This is a genomic window from Methylotetracoccus oryzae, from assembly GCF_006175985.1.
GTDB classification, from domain to species: Bacteria; Pseudomonadota; Gammaproteobacteria; order Methylococcales; family Methylococcaceae; genus Methylotetracoccus; species Methylotetracoccus oryzae.
Map to the genome: position 1 here is coordinate 267475 of NZ_SRSH01000001.1, position 21550 is coordinate 289024.

Annotated in this window: 21 protein-coding genes and 1 tRNA gene; 7 read left to right on the plus strand and 15 right to left on the minus strand. The window is 63.6% G+C overall.

The window, feature by feature from the left end:
- Window positions 1-933 carry an ATP-binding protein gene (locus tag BWR02_RS01215; RefSeq protein WP_139555944.1) on the plus strand — a complete coding sequence of 311 codons (933 nt, stop codon included), beginning with the start codon at window positions 1-3 and terminating at the stop codon, window positions 931-933.
- A gap of 66 nt (window positions 934-999) precedes the next feature.
- Entirely contained in the window at window positions 1000-1497 is a 498-nt protein-coding gene (locus tag BWR02_RS01220) for a hypothetical protein (protein WP_139555945.1), read from the plus strand.
- Between the two features lie 86 nt (window positions 1498-1583).
- On the opposite strand, the gene BWR02_RS01225 is transcribed toward BWR02_RS01220, so the two are convergent.
- The 4 genes from BWR02_RS01225 to queA form a co-directional block, all read right to left on the minus strand.
- Complete coding sequence (locus tag BWR02_RS01225; RefSeq protein ID WP_139555946.1) at window positions 1584-1871, minus strand: YkgJ family cysteine cluster protein; 288 nt, start codon at window positions 1869-1871, stop codon at window positions 1584-1586.
- The gene (locus BWR02_RS01230) at window positions 1868-2293 is read right to left on the minus strand and encodes an HIT domain-containing protein (RefSeq protein ID WP_139555947.1); all 426 of its coding nucleotides are present in this window, start codon (window positions 2291-2293) and stop codon (window positions 1868-1870) included. Before BWR02_RS01230 ends, BWR02_RS01225 begins: the two co-directional genes overlap by 4 nt.
- A gap of 7 nt (window positions 2294-2300) precedes the next feature.
- Window positions 2301-3386 carry a lysylphosphatidylglycerol synthase transmembrane domain-containing protein gene (locus tag BWR02_RS01235; RefSeq protein ID WP_139555948.1) on the minus strand — a complete coding sequence of 362 codons (1086 nt, stop codon included), beginning with the start codon at window positions 3384-3386 and terminating at the stop codon, window positions 2301-2303.
- A gap of 123 nt (window positions 3387-3509) precedes the next feature.
- Window positions 3510-4544: a tRNA preQ1(34) S-adenosylmethionine ribosyltransferase-isomerase QueA gene (gene queA, locus BWR02_RS01240; protein WP_139555949.1), complete on the minus strand. Its 1035-nt coding sequence runs from the start codon at window positions 4542-4544 to the stop codon at window positions 3510-3512.
- Between the two features lie 82 nt (window positions 4545-4626).
- Between queA and BWR02_RS01245 the strand changes: the two genes are divergently transcribed.
- The 5 genes from BWR02_RS01245 (at window position 4627) to BWR02_RS01265 (ending at window position 8934) form a co-directional block, all read left to right on the plus strand.
- A tRNA-Leu gene (locus tag BWR02_RS01245) sits at window positions 4627-4713 on the plus strand.
- A 95-nt stretch (window positions 4714-4808) separates the two neighbouring features.
- Window positions 4809-6452 (plus strand): 2,3-bisphosphoglycerate-independent phosphoglycerate mutase, encoded by a 1644-nt coding sequence (gene gpmI, locus BWR02_RS01250; protein WP_139555950.1) that lies wholly within the window; start codon window positions 4809-4811, stop codon window positions 6450-6452.
- A gap of 95 nt (window positions 6453-6547) precedes the next feature.
- Complete coding sequence (locus BWR02_RS01255; protein WP_139555951.1) at window positions 6548-7486, plus strand: DnaJ C-terminal domain-containing protein; 939 nt, start codon at window positions 6548-6550, stop codon at window positions 7484-7486.
- A gap of 3 nt (window positions 7487-7489) precedes the next feature.
- Window positions 7490-7816, plus strand: coding sequence for a chaperone modulator CbpM (locus tag BWR02_RS01260; protein ID WP_139555952.1), 327 nt, complete (start codon window positions 7490-7492; stop codon window positions 7814-7816).
- Window positions 7817-8157: 341 nt separating this feature from the next.
- Window positions 8158-8934 carry a sugar phosphate nucleotidyltransferase gene (locus tag BWR02_RS01265; RefSeq protein ID WP_139555953.1) on the plus strand — a complete coding sequence of 259 codons (777 nt, stop codon included), beginning with the start codon at window positions 8158-8160 and terminating at the stop codon, window positions 8932-8934.
- 89 nt (window positions 8935-9023) lie between these two features.
- Here BWR02_RS01265 and BWR02_RS20760 read toward each other — a convergent pair whose 3' ends face one another.
- From BWR02_RS20760 to rluD, 11 genes are all read right to left on the minus strand, one after another.
- Window positions 9024-9278 (minus strand): zinc ribbon domain-containing protein, encoded by a 255-nt coding sequence (locus BWR02_RS20760; protein ID WP_162559962.1) that lies wholly within the window; start codon window positions 9276-9278, stop codon window positions 9024-9026.
- A gap of 255 nt (window positions 9279-9533) precedes the next feature.
- Entirely contained in the window at window positions 9534-10616 is a 1083-nt protein-coding gene (gene cax, locus BWR02_RS01275; protein ID WP_139555955.1) for a calcium/proton exchanger, read from the minus strand.
- A 278-nt stretch (window positions 10617-10894) separates the two neighbouring features.
- The gene (locus BWR02_RS01280) at window positions 10895-11302 is read right to left on the minus strand and encodes a hypothetical protein (protein ID WP_139555956.1); all 408 of its coding nucleotides are present in this window, start codon (window positions 11300-11302) and stop codon (window positions 10895-10897) included.
- 132 nt (window positions 11303-11434) lie between these two features.
- Window positions 11435-12934 (minus strand): phytoene desaturase family protein, encoded by a 1500-nt coding sequence (locus tag BWR02_RS01285; RefSeq protein WP_139555957.1) that lies wholly within the window; start codon window positions 12932-12934, stop codon window positions 11435-11437.
- Between the two features lie 33 nt (window positions 12935-12967).
- Window positions 12968-14485: an aldehyde dehydrogenase family protein gene (locus BWR02_RS01290; RefSeq protein ID WP_162559963.1), complete on the minus strand. Its 1518-nt coding sequence runs from the start codon at window positions 14483-14485 to the stop codon at window positions 12968-12970.
- A gap of 38 nt (window positions 14486-14523) precedes the next feature.
- The gene (locus BWR02_RS01295; protein WP_268921373.1) at window positions 14524-16086 is read right to left on the minus strand and encodes a phytoene desaturase family protein; all 1563 of its coding nucleotides are present in this window, start codon (window positions 16084-16086) and stop codon (window positions 14524-14526) included.
- Window positions 16087-16381: 295 nt separating this feature from the next.
- Window positions 16382-17128, minus strand: coding sequence for a DUF5765 domain-containing protein (locus tag BWR02_RS01300; protein WP_129883010.1), 747 nt, complete (start codon window positions 17126-17128; stop codon window positions 16382-16384).
- Between the two features lie 118 nt (window positions 17129-17246).
- On the minus strand, window positions 17247-18932 hold the full coding sequence (locus BWR02_RS01305; RefSeq protein WP_139555960.1) for an FAD-dependent oxidoreductase: 1686 nt from the start codon (window positions 18930-18932) through the stop codon (window positions 17247-17249).
- 63 nt (window positions 18933-18995) lie between these two features.
- Window positions 18996-19826: a ZIP family metal transporter gene (locus tag BWR02_RS01310; RefSeq protein ID WP_129883012.1), complete on the minus strand. Its 831-nt coding sequence runs from the start codon at window positions 19824-19826 to the stop codon at window positions 18996-18998.
- Window positions 19827-19860: 34 nt separating this feature from the next.
- Window positions 19861-20583 carry a peptidoglycan editing factor PgeF gene (gene pgeF, locus BWR02_RS01315; protein WP_139555961.1) on the minus strand — a complete coding sequence of 241 codons (723 nt, stop codon included), beginning with the start codon at window positions 20581-20583 and terminating at the stop codon, window positions 19861-19863.
- Window positions 20580-21539, minus strand: coding sequence for a 23S rRNA pseudouridine(1911/1915/1917) synthase RluD (rluD, locus tag BWR02_RS01320; RefSeq protein ID WP_139555962.1), 960 nt, complete (start codon window positions 21537-21539; stop codon window positions 20580-20582). The genes pgeF and rluD overlap by 4 nt, the downstream gene beginning before the upstream one ends.
- Between the last annotated feature and the right edge of the window lie 11 nt (window positions 21540-21550).

Below are 21550 nucleotides of genomic sequence, written 5' to 3' on the forward strand. Positions count from 1 at the left end.
ATGAGACGGCGAGGCCGCAGCGACGAAGCCGCTCAGCTTGGGCGGGTGTTGACGCAGGCGGAGCGACTGCTGGCGCGTATCGAGACCCGGCTCCCGGCGCCCGAGGTGCCTCGCTTTGCCTGGGACGGCCACATCGCGTTCCGCTGCCTGGCTACCGACGGCGGGATCGCGCTGAAGGGCATCCGGCATCCGCACCGGATCGGGCTGGCCGACATCCGCTGTGTGGATTCCCAGAAACAGGAACTGGCCCGCAACACGCGCCAGTTCCTCGCCGGGCTGCCGGCCAACAACGCGCTGCTGTGGGGCTCGCGCGGGACGGGCAAATCCTCGCTGGTCAAGGCCCTGCTGCACGAATACAGCCCGCAGGGGCTGCGCTTGATCGAAGTCGACAAGGCGCTCCTGACCCATTTGCCCGACATCATGGAACTGCTGGAGGGCCGCCCCGAGCGCTATATCCTGTATTGCGACGATCTGTCGTTCGAGGCCGATGAGTCGGGTTACAAGACCCTGAAAGCCGTGCTCGACGGCTCGGTCAGCGCGCTCGGTGGGAACGTGCTGGTGTATGCGACCTCGAACCGTCGTCACCTGCTGCCCGAGTACCACCACGAGAACCTCGCCACGCGCAGCGTCGACGGCGAGATCCATCATGGAGAAGCTGTAGAGGAAAAAATCTCGCTGTCGGAGCGCTTCGGGATCTGGCTGTCGTTCTACCCGTTCACCCAGGACGAGTATCTGGAGGTCGTGCGTCACTGGCTGGACAGGCTCGGCGGACCGAGCGGCGCATGGGATGAGGTTCGGGCGGAAGCCTTGCGTTGGGCCCTGCAGCGCGGATCGCGCAGCGGGCGTTCGGCCTGGCAGTTCGCCCGGGACTGGACTGGCCGGCAGGGGCTTCCATCAGGGGTGGACCCATCATCGGCAGACTTGCAAGACTGATCTCACCCCGAGGCCCGCGCTGGCGGCTCACAAACGCTCACCCTGCGCTCATGGCATGAACAGCTTATGAAATCCATCTCCGCAAGCTCCTGCGCCTTCGCCTTACTGCTGGGCAATGGACCTGCACTGGCAACCGACACTGCCTGCCAACCGATCGTCGACGCCGGCAAGGCCCAGTGGCGCGCACCGATGGTGCATGACCGCAAGGTTCTGAGCGATGGCTACACCTACGAAATCATCAAGCTGGGCGACATGCTCTACCTGAAGAACGGCGCGACCTGGCGCATGATGCCGTCAGCCATGGCCAAGATACTGACCGATCCGGCCAGCATCGAGAAAGCCGGCCAGGAAATGCGTGACTGCAGGCAGACGGGCACCGAAATGATCGGTCCGATGTCGACCGTGATTTACAGCTTTACGTCCACCCTCGCCAGCGCGCCGCGAGACTCCGGCACCAGCAGGATCTGGATCGGCAGCGACGGCCTGCCCTATCGCCAGGAGAGCAAGGAATTCAACGCGACAACGGTATACGCGGGCGTGACGGCGCCGGCGCTGGGGAAGTAAGGCCGGCCAGCCCTGCGCTCAAGACGAGCACGTGATCGATGGAGAGGCCGTGACGCCCGAATGCCTGACGAGGCCTCCTCCGCTGCTCAGGCGGTAGCCGATTCCAGCCAGGCGAGGTTCCGGTAGGCCGTTTCGTCCCGGTCCCCGCACTGTTCCAGGCTGGCGCGAAAGCTGACGCAGATGGCCGGCCGTTCGGGCAGACCGAACAGACCGCAGCGGTTATCCTCCGTCAACTGCACGCACCGCACGCCGGCCGGTTTCCCATGGGGCATGCCGGGGATGGCGCTGGAGATCGAGATGACGACGCAGCAGGCGCCGCAGCCGATGCGGCACGACACCGGGCTCGACCCGGCCAGCGGCACATCCACCGTCATACAGATGCCTGCAGATCCGGCAGGTGGCGCAGGAAGGCCCGCAGCAACTCACCGACCTGTTCCGCGGGATAGGGTTCGCCCCGGTCGCGGCCCCAGACCGTGCCCGGCCAGGCCGGATCGCTGCGGTACCGCGCCACGTGGTGCACATGTAGCTGGGGCACGAGATTGCCGATCGCCGCGATGTTGAGCTTGTCGGGCTTGAACAGGGTCAGCATCGCTTGCGCCACACTGGACGACTCGGCGATCAACACCTGCTGGTCGGCTTCCGTCAGCTCGCAGATTTCCGCTATCCCGTTGCGTTGCGGCACCAGGATCAGCCACGGATAGGTCCGGTCGTTCATCAGCAACACCCGGCACAGCGGGAGGGTGCCCAGCGTCAGGCAGTCGCCCGCCAGACGCGGATGCAGGGTGAAATCGTTCATCGTTCGTTCAACGCACGTCGCGCCCGTAGACGCGGGTGATCCAGCGCGTCATGACCGGCACACCGACGATCAGATAGGGGTAGTAGCCGATCAGGCGCCACAGGATGGCCACCGACAACGCGGTGCCTACCGGCAGCAGATCGCCGAACATCCAGGAAAAGCCGAGTTCCGCGATGCCCGCACTGCCGGGCGTCGGCGAGAGCACCATGAGCACCCAGAGCACGGCCTGACGCGCAGATGCCAGCACGAAGTCGAAGAAGCCGAGCGGCGTCGTGGCGAAGGCTCCGACGAGACCGTTCAGGATCCAGTAGCGCGCCAGCCAGGCCAGCGAGGTCGCGGCCCACACCGCGAGCCAGAAACGCAGGGGCCGCCGCCGAAGGTCTCCCGACGCGACCAGCAGGTCGTTCGCCATGTGCAGGCCGCGCTCGCGCCACGGCGCCAGCCAGCGCAAACCGAACAGCTTGGCGAGCCACCAGTGGATCAGGCGCGGAGCCACGAACAGCGCCGCGATCAGGAACAGCACATAGACCAGCAGCGAACCCCAGGCGCTCCAGAACCCCGCAACCATGCTCGTACCCAGCAGGTCGGACCTGACCCGATACAGTGGCGCGAAGATGTCGTCCTGCGGCACGAAGAAACTGACGTACAAAGGGATCGCGGTATAGAACACCTGATCGAGGAAGATCGTCGTGAACACGATCGTCGTGGTCCGCCCTACGCTGAGCCCTTCCTTCAGCAGCATGAAAATCGCGACCGCCGTGCCGCCGATGATGGACGGCGATACCGCCGCGAAGAAATTCCACAGCACGACCACCTGGAAGCAGCTGGCCCAGCTGAGATGGCGATCCGTCAACAGCCGCAATTGCCAGATGTAGCCGAACTCGCGCACCGGCACCATCGCCACCGAGAACGCGAGCCAGAAGTAGGTGCGCGAGTTCCAGTCGACCGCCGACCAGGCCTCCTCGAGTTGTTTGCCGCTCTTGGCGAACTCTCCGTAGAGCACATAGCCGACGATGCCAAGCCCCAGCAGAATCGGAATCACGATGCGACCCGGACTGAACTGGCGGAGCGCTTCGGGTGATTTTCGGTCCATGATGGCTAGGATTGTTCTCGGCGAGGTACAGGCGGGGCGTCGCGGTCGCCGGAGGCCCCCCTCAGTGGCTGGGCGCGAACCGGGAGGCCATTACACGCAAGCCGGCGCGGGTGGCGATGCGATTTATCGTCGGATCTTCGGCGTGACGAACATCGCGTCGCCGTAACTGAAGAACCGGTAGCGGGCGTCGACCGCATGCCGATAGGCCGACATGGTCTCATGATATCCGGCCAAGGCACAGACCAATGCCAGCAGGGTCGATTCGGGCAGATGGAAGTTCGTGATCAGCGCATCGACGCAGCGAAACGAAAAGCCGGGGCGTATGAAAAGATCGGTCGCCCCGCGATAAGCCTGCAGATCGCCATCGCGGGCCGCGGTCTCCAGCGAGCGCACGACCGTGGTCCCGACCGCGACGACACGTCCGCCACGTTCGCGGGTCGCGCGCACCTGCCCGACCAGATGCTCATCCACCTCACATTCCTCGCTGTGCATCGGGTGATCATTCAGATCGTCGACCCGGAGCGGCTGGAACGTGCCGCTGCCGACATGCAGCGTCACGAAACCCTGGCGGATGCCGAGCTCGGTCAGAGTCCGCAGTACGTCCTCGTCGAAATGCAGGCCCGCGGTGGGCGCGGCAATTGCCCCGGGACGGCAGCCGTAAACCGTCTGGTAGCGCATCGCATCGGCCGGTTGATCGGCACGTTCGATGTACGGTGGCAAGGGAATGTGGCCTATCGCCTCGAGCACCTCGGACACCGAGTGACCGGCGGCGAACTCGAGCAGGAACCGTTGATCCTCGCGCGCGACGACCGTTGCCGAGTAACCTCCGTCGAGCAGGATCGTGAATTCGCTTCGCGGAATCTTGCTGGCGCGTAGCATCGCCAGCGCGCGTCGATCCGACAGGACCCGCTCGACCAGCACTTCGACCCGTCCCCCGGACGGCTTCCGGCCGAACAGGCGCGCGCGGATCACCCGGGTGTCATTGAAAACCAGCAGGTCTTCGGGGCGCAACAAACTAGGAACATCGCGGAACATCCGGTCCTGCACGCTTCCGGTCGCCCCGTCCAGCACCAACAGGCGGCTGGCACTGCGCTCGGACAAGGGTTCCTGGGCAATCAGGTGTTTGGGGAGTTCGTAATGGAGATCGCTTCTCCGCATGGCGGGTTTGAATGGTAAGGGACGATAGACAAGGCGCATCTGGCGCGCCGGGACTTAATTTTCTATACTACCGCGCTGATACGCCGGGGTGGCGAAACTGGTAGACGCGCCAGACTCAAAATCTGGTTGGGGAAACTCAGTGTCGGTTCGATTCCGACCCTCGGCACCAAATAAGAAAAAAGGACTTGCGAGGAATCGCCGGTCCTTTTTTTTGGCCCCGGTGGCCAAGTTGCCCGTCACCGCAATCCCAACCCACGGTCATCCATGAAGCTAGAGAAATCAGCCCGTTTCAGCCCCTGCCCCGGCCCGCTCGTCACCGTGATCCTCGACGGCGTGGGCATTTCGCCGCGTGAGGACGGGGATGCCGTCAAGTCCGCGCGCACACCAACACTGGACCGGCTGATGGCGACGTGTCCGACGACCGCGCTGCGCGCCCACGGCACCGCCGTCGGCATGCCCAGCGACGAGGACATGGGCAACAGCGAGGTCGGCCACAACGCCTTCGGTGCCGGCCGCGTGTTCGCGCAGGGCGCCAAGCTGGTGGCCGAGTCGATCGCCAGCGGCAGCCTGTGGCACGGACAGGCCTGGGCGGACGTCATCGGCGCCGCGAAGAGCGGTGGTACGCTCCACTTCCTGGGACTGTTCTCGGACGGCAATGTGCATTCGCACATCGACCATCTGAAGGCGATGCTGATCCGGGCCAAGGAAGAAGGCGTCAAACGGGTCCGCATCCACATCCTGCTGGACGGCCGCGACGTCGGCGAGACCTCGGCGCTGGACTATGTCGATCCGTTCGAGCTGTTTCTGGCCGGCCTGCGCGACGGCGGTTTCGACGTGGCGATCGCGTCCGGCGGCGGTCGCATGCAGATCACGATGGACCGCTACGAGGCGGATTGGTCAATGGTCGCGCGCGGCTGGGCGATTCATGTGCGCGGCGAGGGGCGCGCCTTTGCCAGTGCCCGTGAGGCCATCGAGACGTACCGCGCGGAAGCCGCGGTAATCGACCAGGATCTGCCCGGCTTCGTGATCGCTGCCGACGGCAAGCCGCTGGGCCCGATCGTCGACGGCGACGCGGTGGTGCTTTTCAATTTCCGTGGCGACCGGGCGATCGAAATTTCGCGGGCGTTCACCGAAGAGCACCTTGCGGCCTTCGATCGCGGCACCGTGCCACGGGTGACCTATGCCGGCATGATGCAGTACGACGGCGACACCAAGATGCCGGCGCGCTTCCTGGTCGAACCGCCGGCGATCGACCGCACTCTGGGCGAGTATCTGGCCCGCAATGGCATCAGTCAGTATGCCATCAGCGAAACCCAGAAGTACGGGCACGTCACCTACTTCTGGAACGGCAACCGGTCCGGCAAGTTCGACGAAGCAACCGAGACCTACGTCGAGATCCCGAGCGATGTCGTGCCGTTCGAGCAGCGACCCTGGATGAAATGTGCCGAGATCACCGACGCGCTGATCGAAGCCGTCCAGAGCGGGCATTACCGCTACCTTCGCGTCAACTACGCGAACGGCGACATGGTCGGCCACACCGGCAACTTCGAGGCCGCCGTGACCGCAATGCAGGGCCTCGATCTGCAACTGGCGCGCTTGATTCCGGCCGTCCTTGCCGTCAATGGCACCGTGATCATCACCGCCGACCACGGGAATGCCGACGAGATGTACGAACTCGACAAGAAAGGGAACGTCAAGCGCGACGCCGACGGCCGCACGAAGGCCAAGACTTCGCACACGCTGAACCCGGTGCCCTTCGTGCTGATCTCGGCGGCCAGCCACCCCGGCTATGCCCTGCGCGACGATCTGGCGGCACCCGGTCTGTCGAACGTTGCCGCAACGATTCTAAATCTGCTCGGTTTCGAAGCGCCGGCAGACTATGATCCGAGCTTGATCAAGCCGGTGTAGCCCGGCGACTGTTTTGTCTATATCGGGAGTGTGATCCGGCGCTGCCGGCGTTATCATGGACGACATATGGAAACACCCCGCTGGCAGCTGACCCCATGAAGTACAAGGACTATTACAAGGTCATGGGCCTCGAGCGGACGGCGACGGCGGAGGACATCAAGAAAACCTACCGCAAGCTGGCCCGCAAGTATCATCCGGACGTCTCGAAGGAAGCCAACGCCGAGGAGAAATTCAAGGAAGTCGCCGAGGCCTACGAAGTTCTCAAGGACCCGGAAAAGCGAGCCGCCTACGACCAACTGGGCAGTCATCAGCCCGGCCAGGATTTCCGCCCGCCCCCGGGATGGGAACAGCAGTTCAGCGAGCGCGATTTTTCGTTCGAGGGCATCGACCTCTCGGATCTGTTCGCCACCTTCGGCGGAGCGCGCCCTCGCGGAGCTGCCAGCGGTGGCCGCCACCCCATCCCCGGCGAAGACTACGAGGTCAATGTCAAGATCACGCTGCAACAGGCCTGCGATGGCAGCGAGCTGGACCTGCGGCTGGAACTTCCCGAGTACGATACCCACGGCTTCGCACACCGGGTGCCACATACGGTCAAAGCCCGCATTCCAAAGGGCGCCACCGAAGGGCAGCGGCTGCGCCTCTCGGGCAAGGGCGGCAAAGGACTGAACGGCGGTCGCGCTGGCAACCTATACCTGAACATCTCGCTGGAACCGCATCCGCTCTTCCGTGTCAGCGGCCACGATCTATACCTGGATCTTCCGCTGACTCCCTGGGAAGCCGTGCTTGGCACGACCGTCCAGGTACCCACCCTTAAAGGGGATGTGCGGCTCAAGATACCGTCCGGCACCACCGGTGGACAACGACTGCGCGTGGCCCACAGGGGTCTCCCCAAACCTCATGAAGGTGCGGGCGACCTGTTCGCGATCGTGCAAATCGCGGTACCGACGACGGTCAGCGACGACGAGCGGAAGCTGTTCGAAGCGCTGGCCGAGAAATCACAGTTCGATCCGCGCCGCCATTTCGAACGGAGGTAGGCCATGTCGGAAGGACCAGCAGATTCCCTGTGGCTGCACCACTATCGCATGTGCTCCCTGACCGAGGTCGTCGAACTCTCGGGACTGACGGAATCGGAGCTGCGCGAGTGGGTCGAGGCCGGCATTCTCGATCCTGCCGACCCGCAGGTCGAACCCTGGTCGTTCCGGGCCGACTGCGTCGTGACACTGCGCACGGCCTGCCGTCTACGCCAGGATTTCGATCTGGATACGCACAGCGTCGCCCTGATGGTGACCCTGTTGGACCGAGTGCATGCGCTCGAGGCGGAGGTTCGCGAGTTGCGCGCCCAGTTGCCGCAGACTCATCGCTGACCCCCGACGGTCCGGTGCGACCGATGGTTCAACCGTCTCTCCCGCGCACTTCCGGGGCAGGGTGCCAAGTCGCAGGGGATGAACAATAAACCAGGAGAAAGACGACCGGGAGCCGCTAAGCCAGGGGGCAAGTGCCTCGATCCGGTCTTGACAGTGTGGAGGATCGCTGACGGAATGCGGCGCGCCCCTGTTGGTTACCTGCGGAGGGTGCAGGTGCAGGCAGAGGTGCTGCGTCATCCAGGCGCGGTGGCTGTCTGCAAGGGGCTGCCGCCTTGTCATAGCGAGGGAAGGCGTGGCTCAGCCACTGCCACGGCGGGAAGTGGGATTCAGAGGAAACAACGGTGAAAGTAGTACTTTTTTGCGGCGGGCTCGGAACACGGCTTCGGGAGCATTCGGATACTATCCCCAAACCCCTGGTCAACATCGGCTACCGGCCGATCATCTGGCACCTGATGCGGTATTACGCTCACTATGGCCACAATGATTTCATCCTCTGCCTTGGCTACCGTGGCGACCTGATCCGGAAGTTCTTTCTGACCTACAACGAGTGCATGTCGAATGACTTCGTGATGTCGGAAGGAGGTAAGAAGATCGAACTGCAGTCCAGCGACATCGACGACTGGCGCATCACCTTTGTCGATACCGGGATGCATGCGAATATCGGGCAGCGCCTGTTGCGGGTCCGGAAATACCTCGAGGGCGAAGAGATGTTCCTCGCGAACTACTCCGACGGACTCTCGGACCTTCCACTTGATCGGCACATCGCCGACTTTCAGGCACGCGACGTCGTAGCCGGATTTCTGTCGGTACGGCCATCACAAAGTTATCACGCCATCCGGACTGACCCGCAAGGCTTCGTGACCGAATTGGAGCCGGTCAGTGAATCGGACCATTGGGTGAACGGCGGCTTTTTCTGTCTGCGTCCGCAGGTATTCGACTACATCAAGGAAGGCGAGGAACTCGTGGAAGAACCCTTCCACCGCCTGATTGCCGAGAAACAGTTATGGGCACCCCGTCATCAGGGGTTCTGGGCATCGATGGATACCTTGAAGGACAAGATCACCTTCGATCGTCGCGACGCCCGCGGCGATTGCCCGTGGGCGGTCTGGAACTCCTGAGCACCGGCCTGCGGCCGGTGTCCCGCGCAGGCACCGATCCGGTCAGAAGCGGCCCGATGCGAATTCCCTCACTCGCATCGGGCCACCGATCAGGTCATCCGCCCCATCATCAACAGCACGATTCCAGGTAGCAATACGGCCGGACCCCACCAGTTCCCAATCACCGTAGCGATCACGCCCGCCGCCAGCAGCAGGATGCCGACGGCCTGGAACTTGCCGCCGATCCCGGCGATCAACCGACGCCCGCCCTTTGACGGCGCTCCAGAGGCCCCGCCACATTTGGGGCATTCGACCGCCTTGTCGGATATCTCGGCCCCACATTCGGGACATGCGATCAGTGCCATAACCTCTCCCCTCCCCTTTTTTGCGGATCGAGCGCTACGCGGCGCCCGTCTCTTGGTTTTGTATCCGACGGGCGGATGGCAGATCCGGAAACGGGCCAAACCGAACGTCGTTGTCGCCGGATGAGTTTGTCGCAGGCCGCGACTCCGCTCCGGACCGGCGGAGCGTATCATGGCGCGGCCCTTCGTTTCGAGACGAACGGAGAAAACCCGCGGACGATGCGCGGCGCCCGGACGCTCCGAGCGGCTCCTGCTGGGCTAGGGGAGGAAGTAAAAGGCAATCGCCAGAATCACATACACAGCGAGCAACTGGACGCCTTCCATCCAGTTCGACTCACCGTCCATGGCGATGACCAGCACGACCCACGATGACAACACCACGGCGACCGTCTCGAAAGTCGTGAAGACCAGGTCCATCGGCTGGCCGATCAGGTAGCCAGTGAAAACCAGCACCGGCGCTACGAACAGTGCGATCTGGATGCTCGACCCGATCGCGATATTGATGGCCAGGTCCATCTGGTTCTTGGCGGCCATCAGCACCGCAGTGCTGTGCTCGGCTGCGTTGCCGACGATCGCGACGAGCACCACGCCGATGAACACATCGGTCATTCCCAGTGCTCGCGCGGTGTGCTCCACGGCGCCGACCAGGAATTCGCTCATGACGGCTACCACCATCGTTGCGAGCAACAGGACGATCAGCGATTTTTTCTGGCTCCACGTTTCCATACCGAGGGCTTCGTCGCCAGCCTGAGTGGCTTCGCCGACGTACAGGTGCCGATGCGTGCCCAGAGAGAAGATCAGGCTCAGGATGTAGCTGATGAACAGGACCGCAGCGATCTCCAGGCTCAGTTCGCGCTCGTGAGCGGCGGGATGACCGGCAACCACCATGTGAAAGATCGCCGGCACCACCAACCCGATCGTGCTGAGCGACAGCAGCGTCACGCCGACGCTGGCAGCCGTCCGGTTGAAATACTGGGTCTGGTGCTTGAGCCCACCGACCACGACTGCCCCGCCCAGCACCAGCAACGCGTTGCCGATAATTGACCCGGTGATGGAGGCCTTGACCACATCGATCAAGCCGGCTTTCAATGCCATGAAGCCGATGATCAACTCCGCCGCGTTCCCGAACGTTGCATTCAGCAGTCCGCCGAGCCCCGCACCGACATGCTCTGCCAGATGTTCGGTGGCCTTGCCCATCAAACCGGCCAAAGGGATGATCGCAAGGCCCGACATCGAAAAAATCCAGACCGGATCGGCTTCCAGGAATTCCAATACGATACTGATCGGTACGAAGATCAGCATGACCGACAGGGGCTCCACGTCCCAGGTTCCGATTCGCATTATTTTGGTACTCAAGAATGATCGTTCAGCCACCCTGGCTCTGGCCAGGCGCGGTCGGTCGCGTGCCTCTGCTCCGCGGTATCCCAGCCGCACTCCGTCGAAGGAACGGAAAGGGTTCGACGCGCCGGGGCGGCACGACAGGCGGGCATCGCGTGGTGGGCGGAGATGGCGGCGACCGGTCACCCCGTGAGGCGCCGCGAACAACGCAGGCCGGCCATGCGCAGCCTGGCTGCATTATCGCCGAGCCCCGAAGCAAACGCGACGCGGTGAGCACGCCGTCATCGTGGCGGTTTGTGAAAATCCGGATTCTCCATGCGCTCGACCGCTGCGGCGACCGGCGCCAGTGAAATTACCACGCTGATCGCAGCGGCACCGAGAGCGGTCGCCAGCGCCTCGGTCCACGGCCCGCCAAACCCAGAGGGATGGGCCAGCCGATCGGCCATCAGCGTGCCCAGAAAGGAAATGAGCGCAAACGACACAATGGGGTTATAGCGTCGGAACAGCGGCGTGAAGCTGACGAGAACGGCGAAGGCACCGGCCAGCGCCCCGGTCATCAGGGCCACAGTCCAGTGCTTCAGCGTGACGGTCGAAAAGTCGCCCTGAGTCATGGCCGTGAGGCACGCAATAGTAGACTGCCCCAGATGGCGACCGAAGATCGCGACCTTGATCATGATGCTGTTCCACATGGAGGCGCTCCTTAGTACCGTTGATGTGTCGCACGCGCTACGCAGTTGCCTGCCCTGACTGATGCGGCGCTTCCTGCGATAGAGGGCTGTATCGCCTGACCACACCCACGGAGCCAGTCACTCAGCGTAAGCTTAGGCCGCCGCGATATCCGCGAGAATCTTATCCCGAACGAGCTGTCCGGACAGCGTGACCATCGGCATACCGCCGCCGGGGTTCACGCTGCCGCCGACGAAATACAGATTCCGATATGTCCCGCTGCGCTGGGGCGCCTTGAATCCCAGATTCGTGAAGCGGTCGCTGACGACACCATAGATCGAGCCCTGATTGGAATAGTACTTGGCCTGAATGTCCAGCGGAGTCCAGGTCTCCTCGCAGACGATATGCCGGCGGAGATCGGTCAAACCCATGCGCTCCAGTTTCGTCAGAACGCGCTCGCGAAATGCCAGATAATCCTGTTGCGTGAGGGGTTGGCGCTCATCGATATGCGGGATGTGCGGCAGCGCCTTGATGACTTCGCAGCCGGCCGGAGCCTGCCCAGGATCGGACTTGCAGGGTGCCACCAGATAAATCGTCGGATCCTCGGACAACTGCCGGGTGCGGAACACGGCGTCGAAATGTGCCTTCGAGTTCCGCGAGTAGAGGAAGTTGTGGTGAGCCAGTTGCGGGTACTGCCGATCGACCCCCAGATGCAGGACCAGGCCCGAGCAGGTCGGCGCGAACTTTCGCAGAGGACGCAGCGCCGCCTCGTCGGCCTTGAGCAAACGCCGCAACGCCGGAATGACCTCCATGTTCGAAACGACGATGTCGGCCGGGAGTCGTTCCCCGGCCGCGGTCAGCACCGCACTCACTCGACTGCCATCCCGCTGCACCTCGACGATTTCGGTATTCAGTCGGACCTTGACGCCCAGTTCCCGCGCCAGCCGCTCCAGGCCGGCCGCCAGGTTGTACATGCCCCCGTTGACGTACCAGAGGCCGTAACCGAACTGGATATGCGGCAACAGGTTCATCAGGGCCGGAGAATGGTAAGGCGATGAGCCGACGTACTTGATGAAGTAGTTCAGCGTATCGACGAGTTTGTCGTTGGTGACGAACCGTCGGACGCCCTGGTCCATCGAACGGAACACATCGAAACCCAGCAGACTCCGCACCGGGCCATACCACTTCAGGAGTTCCCAGAATGAATCCAGGCCCTTCGCGAAATAGCCCTCTTCGGTAATGGCAGAGAGCTTGCGCGAATACTCCAGGAAACGGTAGAAACCGGCCGCATCTTCCGGCGCGACGCGGGCCAGTTCGGCGTCCATCGCGGCGCGGTCAGGCGTCAGGTCGAATACCGTCCCGTCCTCGAAGAAATTGCGCCAATGCGGCATCACCGGGGACAGGCTCACGTAATCGGACATCTTCCGTCCGGCCCGCGTGAACAAGGCCTCGAAGATGTGGGGCATGGTCAGGATCGACGGCCCCAGATCGAATGTGAACCCCTCCTTGCGCAGCACGTTCAGCTTGCCGCCCAGCTTGTCGTTCTTCTCGACGATCGTGACGGCGAAGCCCTCGGTCGCCAGCGAGATCGCCGCCGACAACCCACCGAGCCCGCCCCCGATCACCACCACCTGTTTGCCATCGCTTGCTGACATGAGACTCCCGTTGCGCAGACACCGGCGAGGCGGCTAACCGCCCTTGTTCAACTTCTGCCGGAGATTGAATGTGAAGAACTCGCGAAAGCTCTTGAGCGCCGACCAGTTGCGCACGAAACGCCGCGGCAGGCTACCCTCACCGAACACGAAGTCCATGAAGCCGCGGAGATCGCGGTAGCGCTCCGCCGAGTACGGAAACCAGTTCGGCTCGCGCGGCATGCGCCCGGTGTTGACGAGCACGGAGACCGGCTGCGTAAAGCTGAGCAAACCCTCGGCACCGTGCGAACGCCCGAACCCGCTGTGCCGAACGCCGCCGAACGGCAAGCCCGGGTGCCCCGCGTTCTTGATGACGTCGTTGACGGCGCAGCCCCCGACCGCAAGGCGGGAGGCGAGGCGCCGTCCCTTGGCGAGATCAGTCGTCCAGACGCTGCCGTTGAGGCCGAACGGCGTGTCGTTCGCGAGACGAACAGCCTCATCTTCGTCGTCGAACGGCATGACCGCCAACAGCGGCCCGAAGGTCTCCTCGCGCATCACCTGCATCGAGTGGTCGACATCCCACAGCACCACCGGATGGACGAAATCACCCTCCTGCTGCCAGGGTCCGGAGGCCTGTGCGCCTTTCGCCAAGGCATCGCGATAGTGCGCTTCGACGATCTCGATCTGCCGAGGCGAGGTCATCCGACCGAGGTCGCTGTCGCCGTCAGTCCCGACGCGCAATGCCCGCGTCGCGGCAACCACGTCCTGCACGAAACGCGGATAGATCGGCCGCTCGACATAGAGACGCTCGACCGCGATACACATCTGGCCGCTGTTCGCGAAGGCGCCGTAGACCGCCGCGCGCGCGGCACGTTCCCAGGGTGCATCGGCACAAACGATCATCGCATCCTTGCCCCCCAACTCCAGGATTACCGGCGTGCCACTTCGGGCCGCCAGCGCCATGACCGCGCGCCCCGCCTCCCCGCCACCCGTGAAGAAAATCAGATCGGGGCCGGCCGCAACCAGGGCCCGCCCGGCTGCGCCATCGCCCTCGAGTACCGTCAACGCCGCGCCTATCGCCGGCACCTCCCGCAACAGGTCGGCAATCAGCGCCGCGACCGACCCGCATAGTTCGGAGGGCTTCAGACACACGGTATTCCCTGCCAGCAGCGCAGTCGCCGCCGGAATCAGCGACAACTGAAAGGGAAAGTTCCACGGCGAAATCACGGCGACCGTACCGAACGGCCGCCGTTCGACGTACGCGCTGGCAAAGGGATAGGCGAGCGCCGAGGTCGGCACGGACTGAGTTCGAAGCAGCCGAGCGGCTTCCTTCTCGTAGTACCGCAGCATTTCGAGCGTCGGGTAGATTTCCCCGAGCAGGGCCTCCGTTGGCACCTTGCCGGTATCGCGGCAGACGATCTGGACGATCTCGTCACTCCGCTGCTGGATGACGCGTCGCAAGGCGGCCAGGGCTGCCGCGCGCGCAGCAACGGACCGGGATGACCAATCCGGAAAGGCCGCGCGCGCCGCGACGAGGCACTCGTGAGCGCGCCGCGCGGGATCGCTATCAGCCACGACGGAGTCCGGCATCCAGCGTCGTGCTCATGCCGGGGTCAAGCGCCAGCCTCGTCCAGCAAGGGAGCCGGCTGCGGATACGGGATGCCGAACTGGCGGCAGATCAGATTCGAGGAAAGCTGCGCGGACACGTAAATCGTCGGCAGTCCGCTCCCGGGGTGCGTGCCACCGCCCACGAGATAGCAGTTATCCAGTTCCTCGAACTTGTTGCGCGGCCGCAGGTAGAGCAGTTGGGAAAACTTGTGGGACAGGTTGAAGGTCGCGCCCTGATAGATGTTCTGGGCGCCTTCCCAGTCGCCGGGGCTGATCATCCGTTCCACCTCGATCTGGTCGCGGAGATCCGCAAAGCCGGTCCGCTGAATGACCGTGTCGAGCAATCGGTCGCGGAAAGCGGACTTCTCGGCCTGCCAGTCGATTCCACTGCTATTGTTCGGAACCGGCGCCAGGATATACAGCGTCGACTTGCCCGGAGGCGCCAGCGTCGGGTCGGTGACCGAAGCATTCTGGACGTAGATGGACATGTCGTCGGACAGCTTCTTGTCGCGAAAAATGTCCCTGATGTTCGTCTGATAATCTCCGGCGAACAGGACGTTGTGGTGCTGCAGCGGGTACCGCTTCTTGACGCCGAGGTACAGCATGAAGGTGGAGCACGAAAATTCGCGCTTTTCGAGTTTTTCCGGGCGGTATTTCTTCAACACGCCCGGCGGCACCAGACGTGACATCGCGTAGCCGAAATCCGCATTGACTACGACCGAATCGGCAGCGATCCGTTCGCCGTCCTCGAGCACGACGCCTTTGACCCGGCGACCGTCGAGGTCCAGCGAGCGCACCGCGGTATTCGTCAGAATCGAGCCGCCATTCTCCCGAATCACGGTGGCCATGGCCTCGGAGATCCGGTTGAGCCCGCCCATGACGTGATGAATACCGTACCGGTGTTCGACGAAGGGCAACATCGTGAATAACGCAGGGCATTCCCACGGGGACATGCCGAGGTATTTCGACTGGAAGGAAAACGCGAGGCGCAGTTTCTCCTCGCCAAAATATCGCCCCAGGTTCTTGAAGACGCTGTTCGGCAGGGCCAGATAGGGCACCGCACGCAGCAGGTCCCACGACAGGAAGCGGCTGAAACTGGTGTAGTCGCGCTGGATACAAGGGTAGAGCCGTTTGAAGCGTTGCTCCTCCTTAGCCAGAAAGGCATCGAGACCGGCATCGCCCTCCGGAAAAGCCCGCCGCAGTTCACGCCGCATCGCTTCGCGATCCGACGACACCAGCAGTTCGCGGTCGTCGTATTGCAGGCGGTACATCGGGTCCAGCTGAACCGTCTCCAGATAGTCTTCGATCCGTCGCCCGGCTTCCCGGAACATTGCATCCAGCACGAACTTCATCATCAGAAAGGTCGGCCCGGTATCGAAGGTGTAGCCGTCGACATGGATCGGGCGGTTGCGCCCGCCGACGGCGGACTCCTTTTCGACCACGGTGACATTGAAGCCACGCTGCGACAGGATCATTCCCGCGCATAAACCTCCGGGACCCGCCCCGACGATGACGATATCTTTGGTCTTCGACATGATGAGAAAGTTGAGGTAGCTAGAACGAGCAATGGCTAGCGGCGTCGTGCCCTACATTCAGCCCGCCGATACAAATGGCATTCGGGTGACCCCCGCCGTAAGCGCGGCGGAAAACCGCAGTTCCAGAGGATTGCAGGAAAGGGGAAATCGCTTCGCACCCGGGGTCATCGCGCGTAATGCCGTGTCGGTGCTGCCGCAGCGATGGCACGGCAGCCTTCCAACAAGTCCAAATACTGAGACCGCTGTCGATGGTCCGACAATCCGTCCGAGGTTTTGTTTCCGCAGGCGCGCCCGCCCGGACCAAACGTATGGCCCGGGCGGGCAGCGGCTAGACGGCATAGGCCTTGCGGTAGTAGGGCCAGGTTTCCACATGCAGATACCGCCGTATCGGAGATTTGATCACCGAAACGCACAGCGCGATCGAGAACAGACACCAAACCGCCGCGTATTCGTTCGGATCGCGGGTCAGTATGTCCGAAATCAGCGGCCCTACTAGATAATGGAATCCCACGAAGCGCCAGGAACCATAGAGGATCGGCATCCAGAACGCCGTCACGATGTACGTCACGCCGTGCAACCCGTAGCGGAAACCGATCGCATTTTCGGGCGAGTCCGACAGCAGGCCGTTCAGCGGTAACTGCCACGCGATATGCCAATCTCCCGACACCGAGCAGGCCTGCGTGCCGCAGAAGCCCTCCCAGCCGACGATGCAGTTACCCGCCCAGGCCATCGGATACATCTTGACGAGCATGGCGAGGGCGCCGACCGCGCAGATCGAGTAGACAATGGTGCTGATGCGCTGTTTGACCTCCTGCGGAATGAAATACATCGCCACCATGTTCACGAAGAAGGGCTGGAAAGCGATGTGGATATAGCCGAACAAGGTCAGTATCTGGTTCGGAGGCGCATCGCACTGATCGATGTAGACGTACGTTGCGGCCTGCAGCAATTCCATGCAGGCGAAGTACGTCAGCGGGATCCACAGTTCCTTGGACTCGCCCTTGTACGCGACATAGGTCGCGGTTCCGAAGCCGATCGTGGCGAGGACCGCCGACGCTTCTCCACTCCAACACATACCGTTTCCTCCCGAGAATGCTTGATATCTAGGTATTCGTGATTATTTCTGACGCAGACGGGCGCCGGGCAAGGATAACACCAGGCCTCCCGCCCTTGCCGAACGCCGCCGACGGTGATCAACCGACATCGAACGTCCGATAAGTCTTCATGCCTCCGGACAGGATCTTCACCTTTAGACCGTGCTGCATCAGCGCCCGCAACCCGAAGTAGGCCCGCTGCCCGACCCCGCAGACCAGCCAACATTCGCGATCGCGCGGCAGTTCCACAAGGCGCTCACGCAACTCCTCCAGCGGCAGGTTTACGGCCCCCGGTACGTGTTCCTGCGCAAATTCATCGCGACTGCGAACGTCGACCACCAGGGCTGAGGTGCCCGGCAGATCCTCCCAGCGCGCAAGCGGCAGATCGCCCCGAACATGGTTGGCGGCGATCATGCCGGCGATGTTGACGGGGTCCTTGGCCCCACCGTACTGAGGCGCGTAGCACAACTCGGCCTCTTCGAGATCGAACACGGTACCGCCCATCTGCAGGGCCATGGCGATCACATCGATGCGCCGGGCGACATCGGCTTCGCCGACGGCCTGAGCACCCAACAACCGGCCGTCGGTCGGCGCGAACAAGAGCTTCAGGTGAATGGGCTTGGCGTCCGGAAAATACGAGGCGTGATTGCCGGGGTGCAGGTAGACCTTCTGGTAATCGGTCTGCCCGGCAGCCAGCAAGGCTTTCTCGGTCGCGCCGGTCGCAGCCACCGTGAGACCGAACGCACCGCAAACGGCCGTGCCTTGAATGCCGCGAAAACGCATCGGCGAGCGCTTCAGGCAATCAGGATCGCCGAGCCCTCGCAGCACCGACGATGCCGCGATGCGTCCCTGCCGGTTCGCCGGCCCCGCCAGCGGTACCGGCTGGTTGACCCCGGTGACGATGTCCGGACTGCCGACGACGTCCCCCACCGCCCAGATGTGCGCATCGCTGGTTTGCATAAACTCGTCGACGACGATCTCGCCCCGCTCGCCGAGCCGCAGCCCAGCCTCGGCGGCCAGCGTCGACGCTGGCCGGACGCCGATACCCAGGATGGCCAGGTCGGTCGCAATGGCCTCGCCCGCCGATGTCTCGACCCGCAGGCCACCGTTCGGCGCTTCGATAAAGGCGCTGACGCTCTGTCCCAACAGCAGCCGCACCCCTTGCTGCTCAAGGCGCTCCGCCACGTACACCGCCATCTCGGCGTCGAGCACCGGCAGGATCTGCGGTGCCAGCTCGACGAGCGTCACCTGAAGCCCGCGATGAACGAGATTCTCTGCCATCTCGAGGCCGATCATCCCGCCGCCCACCACGACCGCGCGCTGTGCGCTCTCGACCGCGGCACGTATCTTCCGGCTGTCGGGGATGGTTCTGAGCACATGGACACCGGGCAGGTCGATACCGGGCAGCGGCGGCCGAATCGCCTGAGCTCCGGTCGACAGAACCAGTGCATCGTAAGCCTCTTCGCGCCGGGCACCGGTGCGCAGATCCCGCACCTCGATCACGCGGCGCAGCGGATCGACATGCGTCACCTCATGCTCGAGATGCACAGCGATGTTGAAGCGGTCCCGGAACAGCTCGGGCGTCGCGATCAGCAGCTTTTCCTCGGCCTTGATCACGTTGCCGACATAGTACGGCAGGCCGCAGTTCGCGAAGGAAACGTAAGGCCCCTTGTCGTAGATGACGATCTCGCACCGCTCGCAAAGCCGCCGCGCGCGGGTCGCACAGGACGCGCCTCCGGCTACTCCGCCGACGATCAGGATACGCTTCCTCGTTGAGCTAGCCATGACTTCTCCGTGAACTCGTGTTGACTGCCGCCGCAAAGATGCTGGGACCAACGCCGGCCGCACCTAATGCGGCAGCGCGATCGCGGCAGCGGGACCCGGGTGCGCCGAGCCGCCATCCCGTTCCAGATCGTGCACCAGCGACTGCGCCGTCAGAATGAGGGCCACGCCGGCCGCGATGAACACGATCTGCTGCACGGTTTCGATTCCGCGCGTCTTGCGGTGCAGCGAGGGTATCAGGTCGGCCACGGCGACGTAGATGAAACTCGATGCGGCGATGGCCAGAAAGTACGGCAGGCTGTCGTGCATCGATTCGAGGCCGAGGTACGCCAGCACCCCACCCACCACCGCGCCGAGGCTGGACAGGAGGTTGTACATGAAGGCCCTGGCCGGCGGATAGCCGCTTTGCAGCAGAATTGCAAAATCGCCGACTTCCTGCGGTATCTCGTGGGCCGCCACGGCCAGACTGGTCACGACGCCGAGTTGGATGTCGACGAGGAAGGCCGCGCCGATCAGGACGCCATCCACCAGATTGTGGATGCCGTCCCCGAGCACGATCAAGGTACCGGCCGGCTGATGGAAGTGCGCTTCCGAATGCACGTGGCACTCGCTGGCATGACAATGACGCCAGATCAGGAGTTTCTCCAGCAGGAAAAAGCCCATCAACCCGGCCAGCACCGTCGCGAACAGCCCGCCCACGCGCTCCGGTCCCACCTTCTCGACTGCATCGGGCAATAGGTCCAGCAGGGCCACGGTCAGCAATGCACCGAGCGCGAAACTGACGCCGTGCGGCACGATGTCGGGATGACGGTGATGGGGGATCAGCAGCAGCATCGATGCCGCCGCAACGCTCAGCACCCCGCCTAGCAGCGTAAAGGCCACGATCCAGATCAGCATCCCGCCACCGCCCCGCATGCGGGAATGCGCTGCCCTACACGCGCCATATCAGCGTCGCCATACGCCCCGTGATGCCATCCCGCCGGTACGAAAAGAAGCGGTCCGGATCGCTGTACGTGCAGTGCCCGCCGCCAAAGCAGTCGTCAACGCCGACGGTGTGCAGCTGCCGGCGGGCGATCGCGTAGATGTCGGCCAACCACTTGCCGTCACCAACGGCACGGAAAGCACCAGCCAGCTCCGCATCGCCGGCCAGAAAGGTATCGCGCACCTCGTTGCCAACCTCAAAGGCCTCCGGCCCGATGGCCGGCCCGAGCCACGCGATCAGGCGGCGTGTCCCCATTGCGGTGACGGTCGTTTCCAGGATGCCGGCCGCCAGACTCCGCCATCCGCCATGCACCGCCGCGACGCACTGCCCGTCGACGGAACACAGCAGCACCGGGAGACAGTCGGCCGTCATGACCGCACAGACCGGCCCAATGGCCGAGGTGAACGCCCCATCCGCTTCCGACCCCGTGGCGCCTTCCGCATCGACCACGCGGGAACCGTGCACCTGCCGGAGCCAGACCGGCTCCGAGGGCAGGGCCAGTGCCTCGCGCACCCGCTGGCGATTGCGCTGCACGACGTCGGCGGCGTCGCCGACGTGATCGCCCAGATTGAGTGCCGCGTAGGAACCCTGGCTGAATCCGCCGGCCCGCAGCAGGCTGGCGGCCCGCACGCCCGGCGGCGCCGGCCATTCCGGCGTCAGCCAGAACGTCATGCTTCCTCCCTCAACACGGCCAGTAGGCCACAAAGATCCGCTGGCATCGGAGCGCGCCATTCGAGCGATTCGCCGCTGGTGGGGTGCTGCAGTCCCAAGCGTTCGGCATGCAGGGCCTGACGCCGGAAGCCGCGGAGCGCAACCGAAACCGCCTCGCTTGCGCCGGCCGGCAAGCGCAGCCGACCGTAGACCGGATCGCCGACGAGGGGATGATGCAGATGACTCATGTGGACGCGGATCTGGTGGGTGCGGCCGGTCTCCAGACTGACCCGCAGCAAGGTGTGTTGGGACAAACGTTCTTCAACCCGAAAATGCGTGACGGAGGGTTTACCCGCATGGTGTACGGCAAAACGCTTGCGGTCGACCGGATGACGGCCGATGGGCTGATCCACGGTCCCGCCCGCGATGACCTCTCCCTGCACCAGAGCCAGGTATTGCCGCCGCGCTGTCCTGGCCTGGAGCTGCTCCACCAGCGACTTATGGGCCATCAGTGAGCGCGCAACCATCAGCAGGCCGCTGGTGTCCTTGTCGAGGCGATGCACGATACCGCAGCGCGGCAGCTTCGCCAATTCCGGCATCGCGTGCAGCAGTGCGTTCAACAACGTGCCACGACTATGGCCGGCTGCCGGATGGACAACAAGTCCGGCCGGTTTGTCAATAATGACAAGATCGGCATCCTGATGGACGATACGCAGCGGGAGATCTTCGGCGACATCGCCCACGGTCTCCTCGAGGTCCGCCCGCAGGGCCACGACTTCGCCACCGACGATGCGCTGCCGCGGCGCCACCTGCGCGCCATCCAGCAGCGCACACCCGTTGCGGATCCAGCTCTGGAGCCGGCTCCGTGAGTACGCGGGAAATAGCTCGGTCAATGCCTGATCGAAACGCAGGCCAGCCAGATGATCCGGAATCGCTACGACCTGGTCCGACCCTGGCGGCGCTGAAGCATCAGTCATGATTGTCGGTA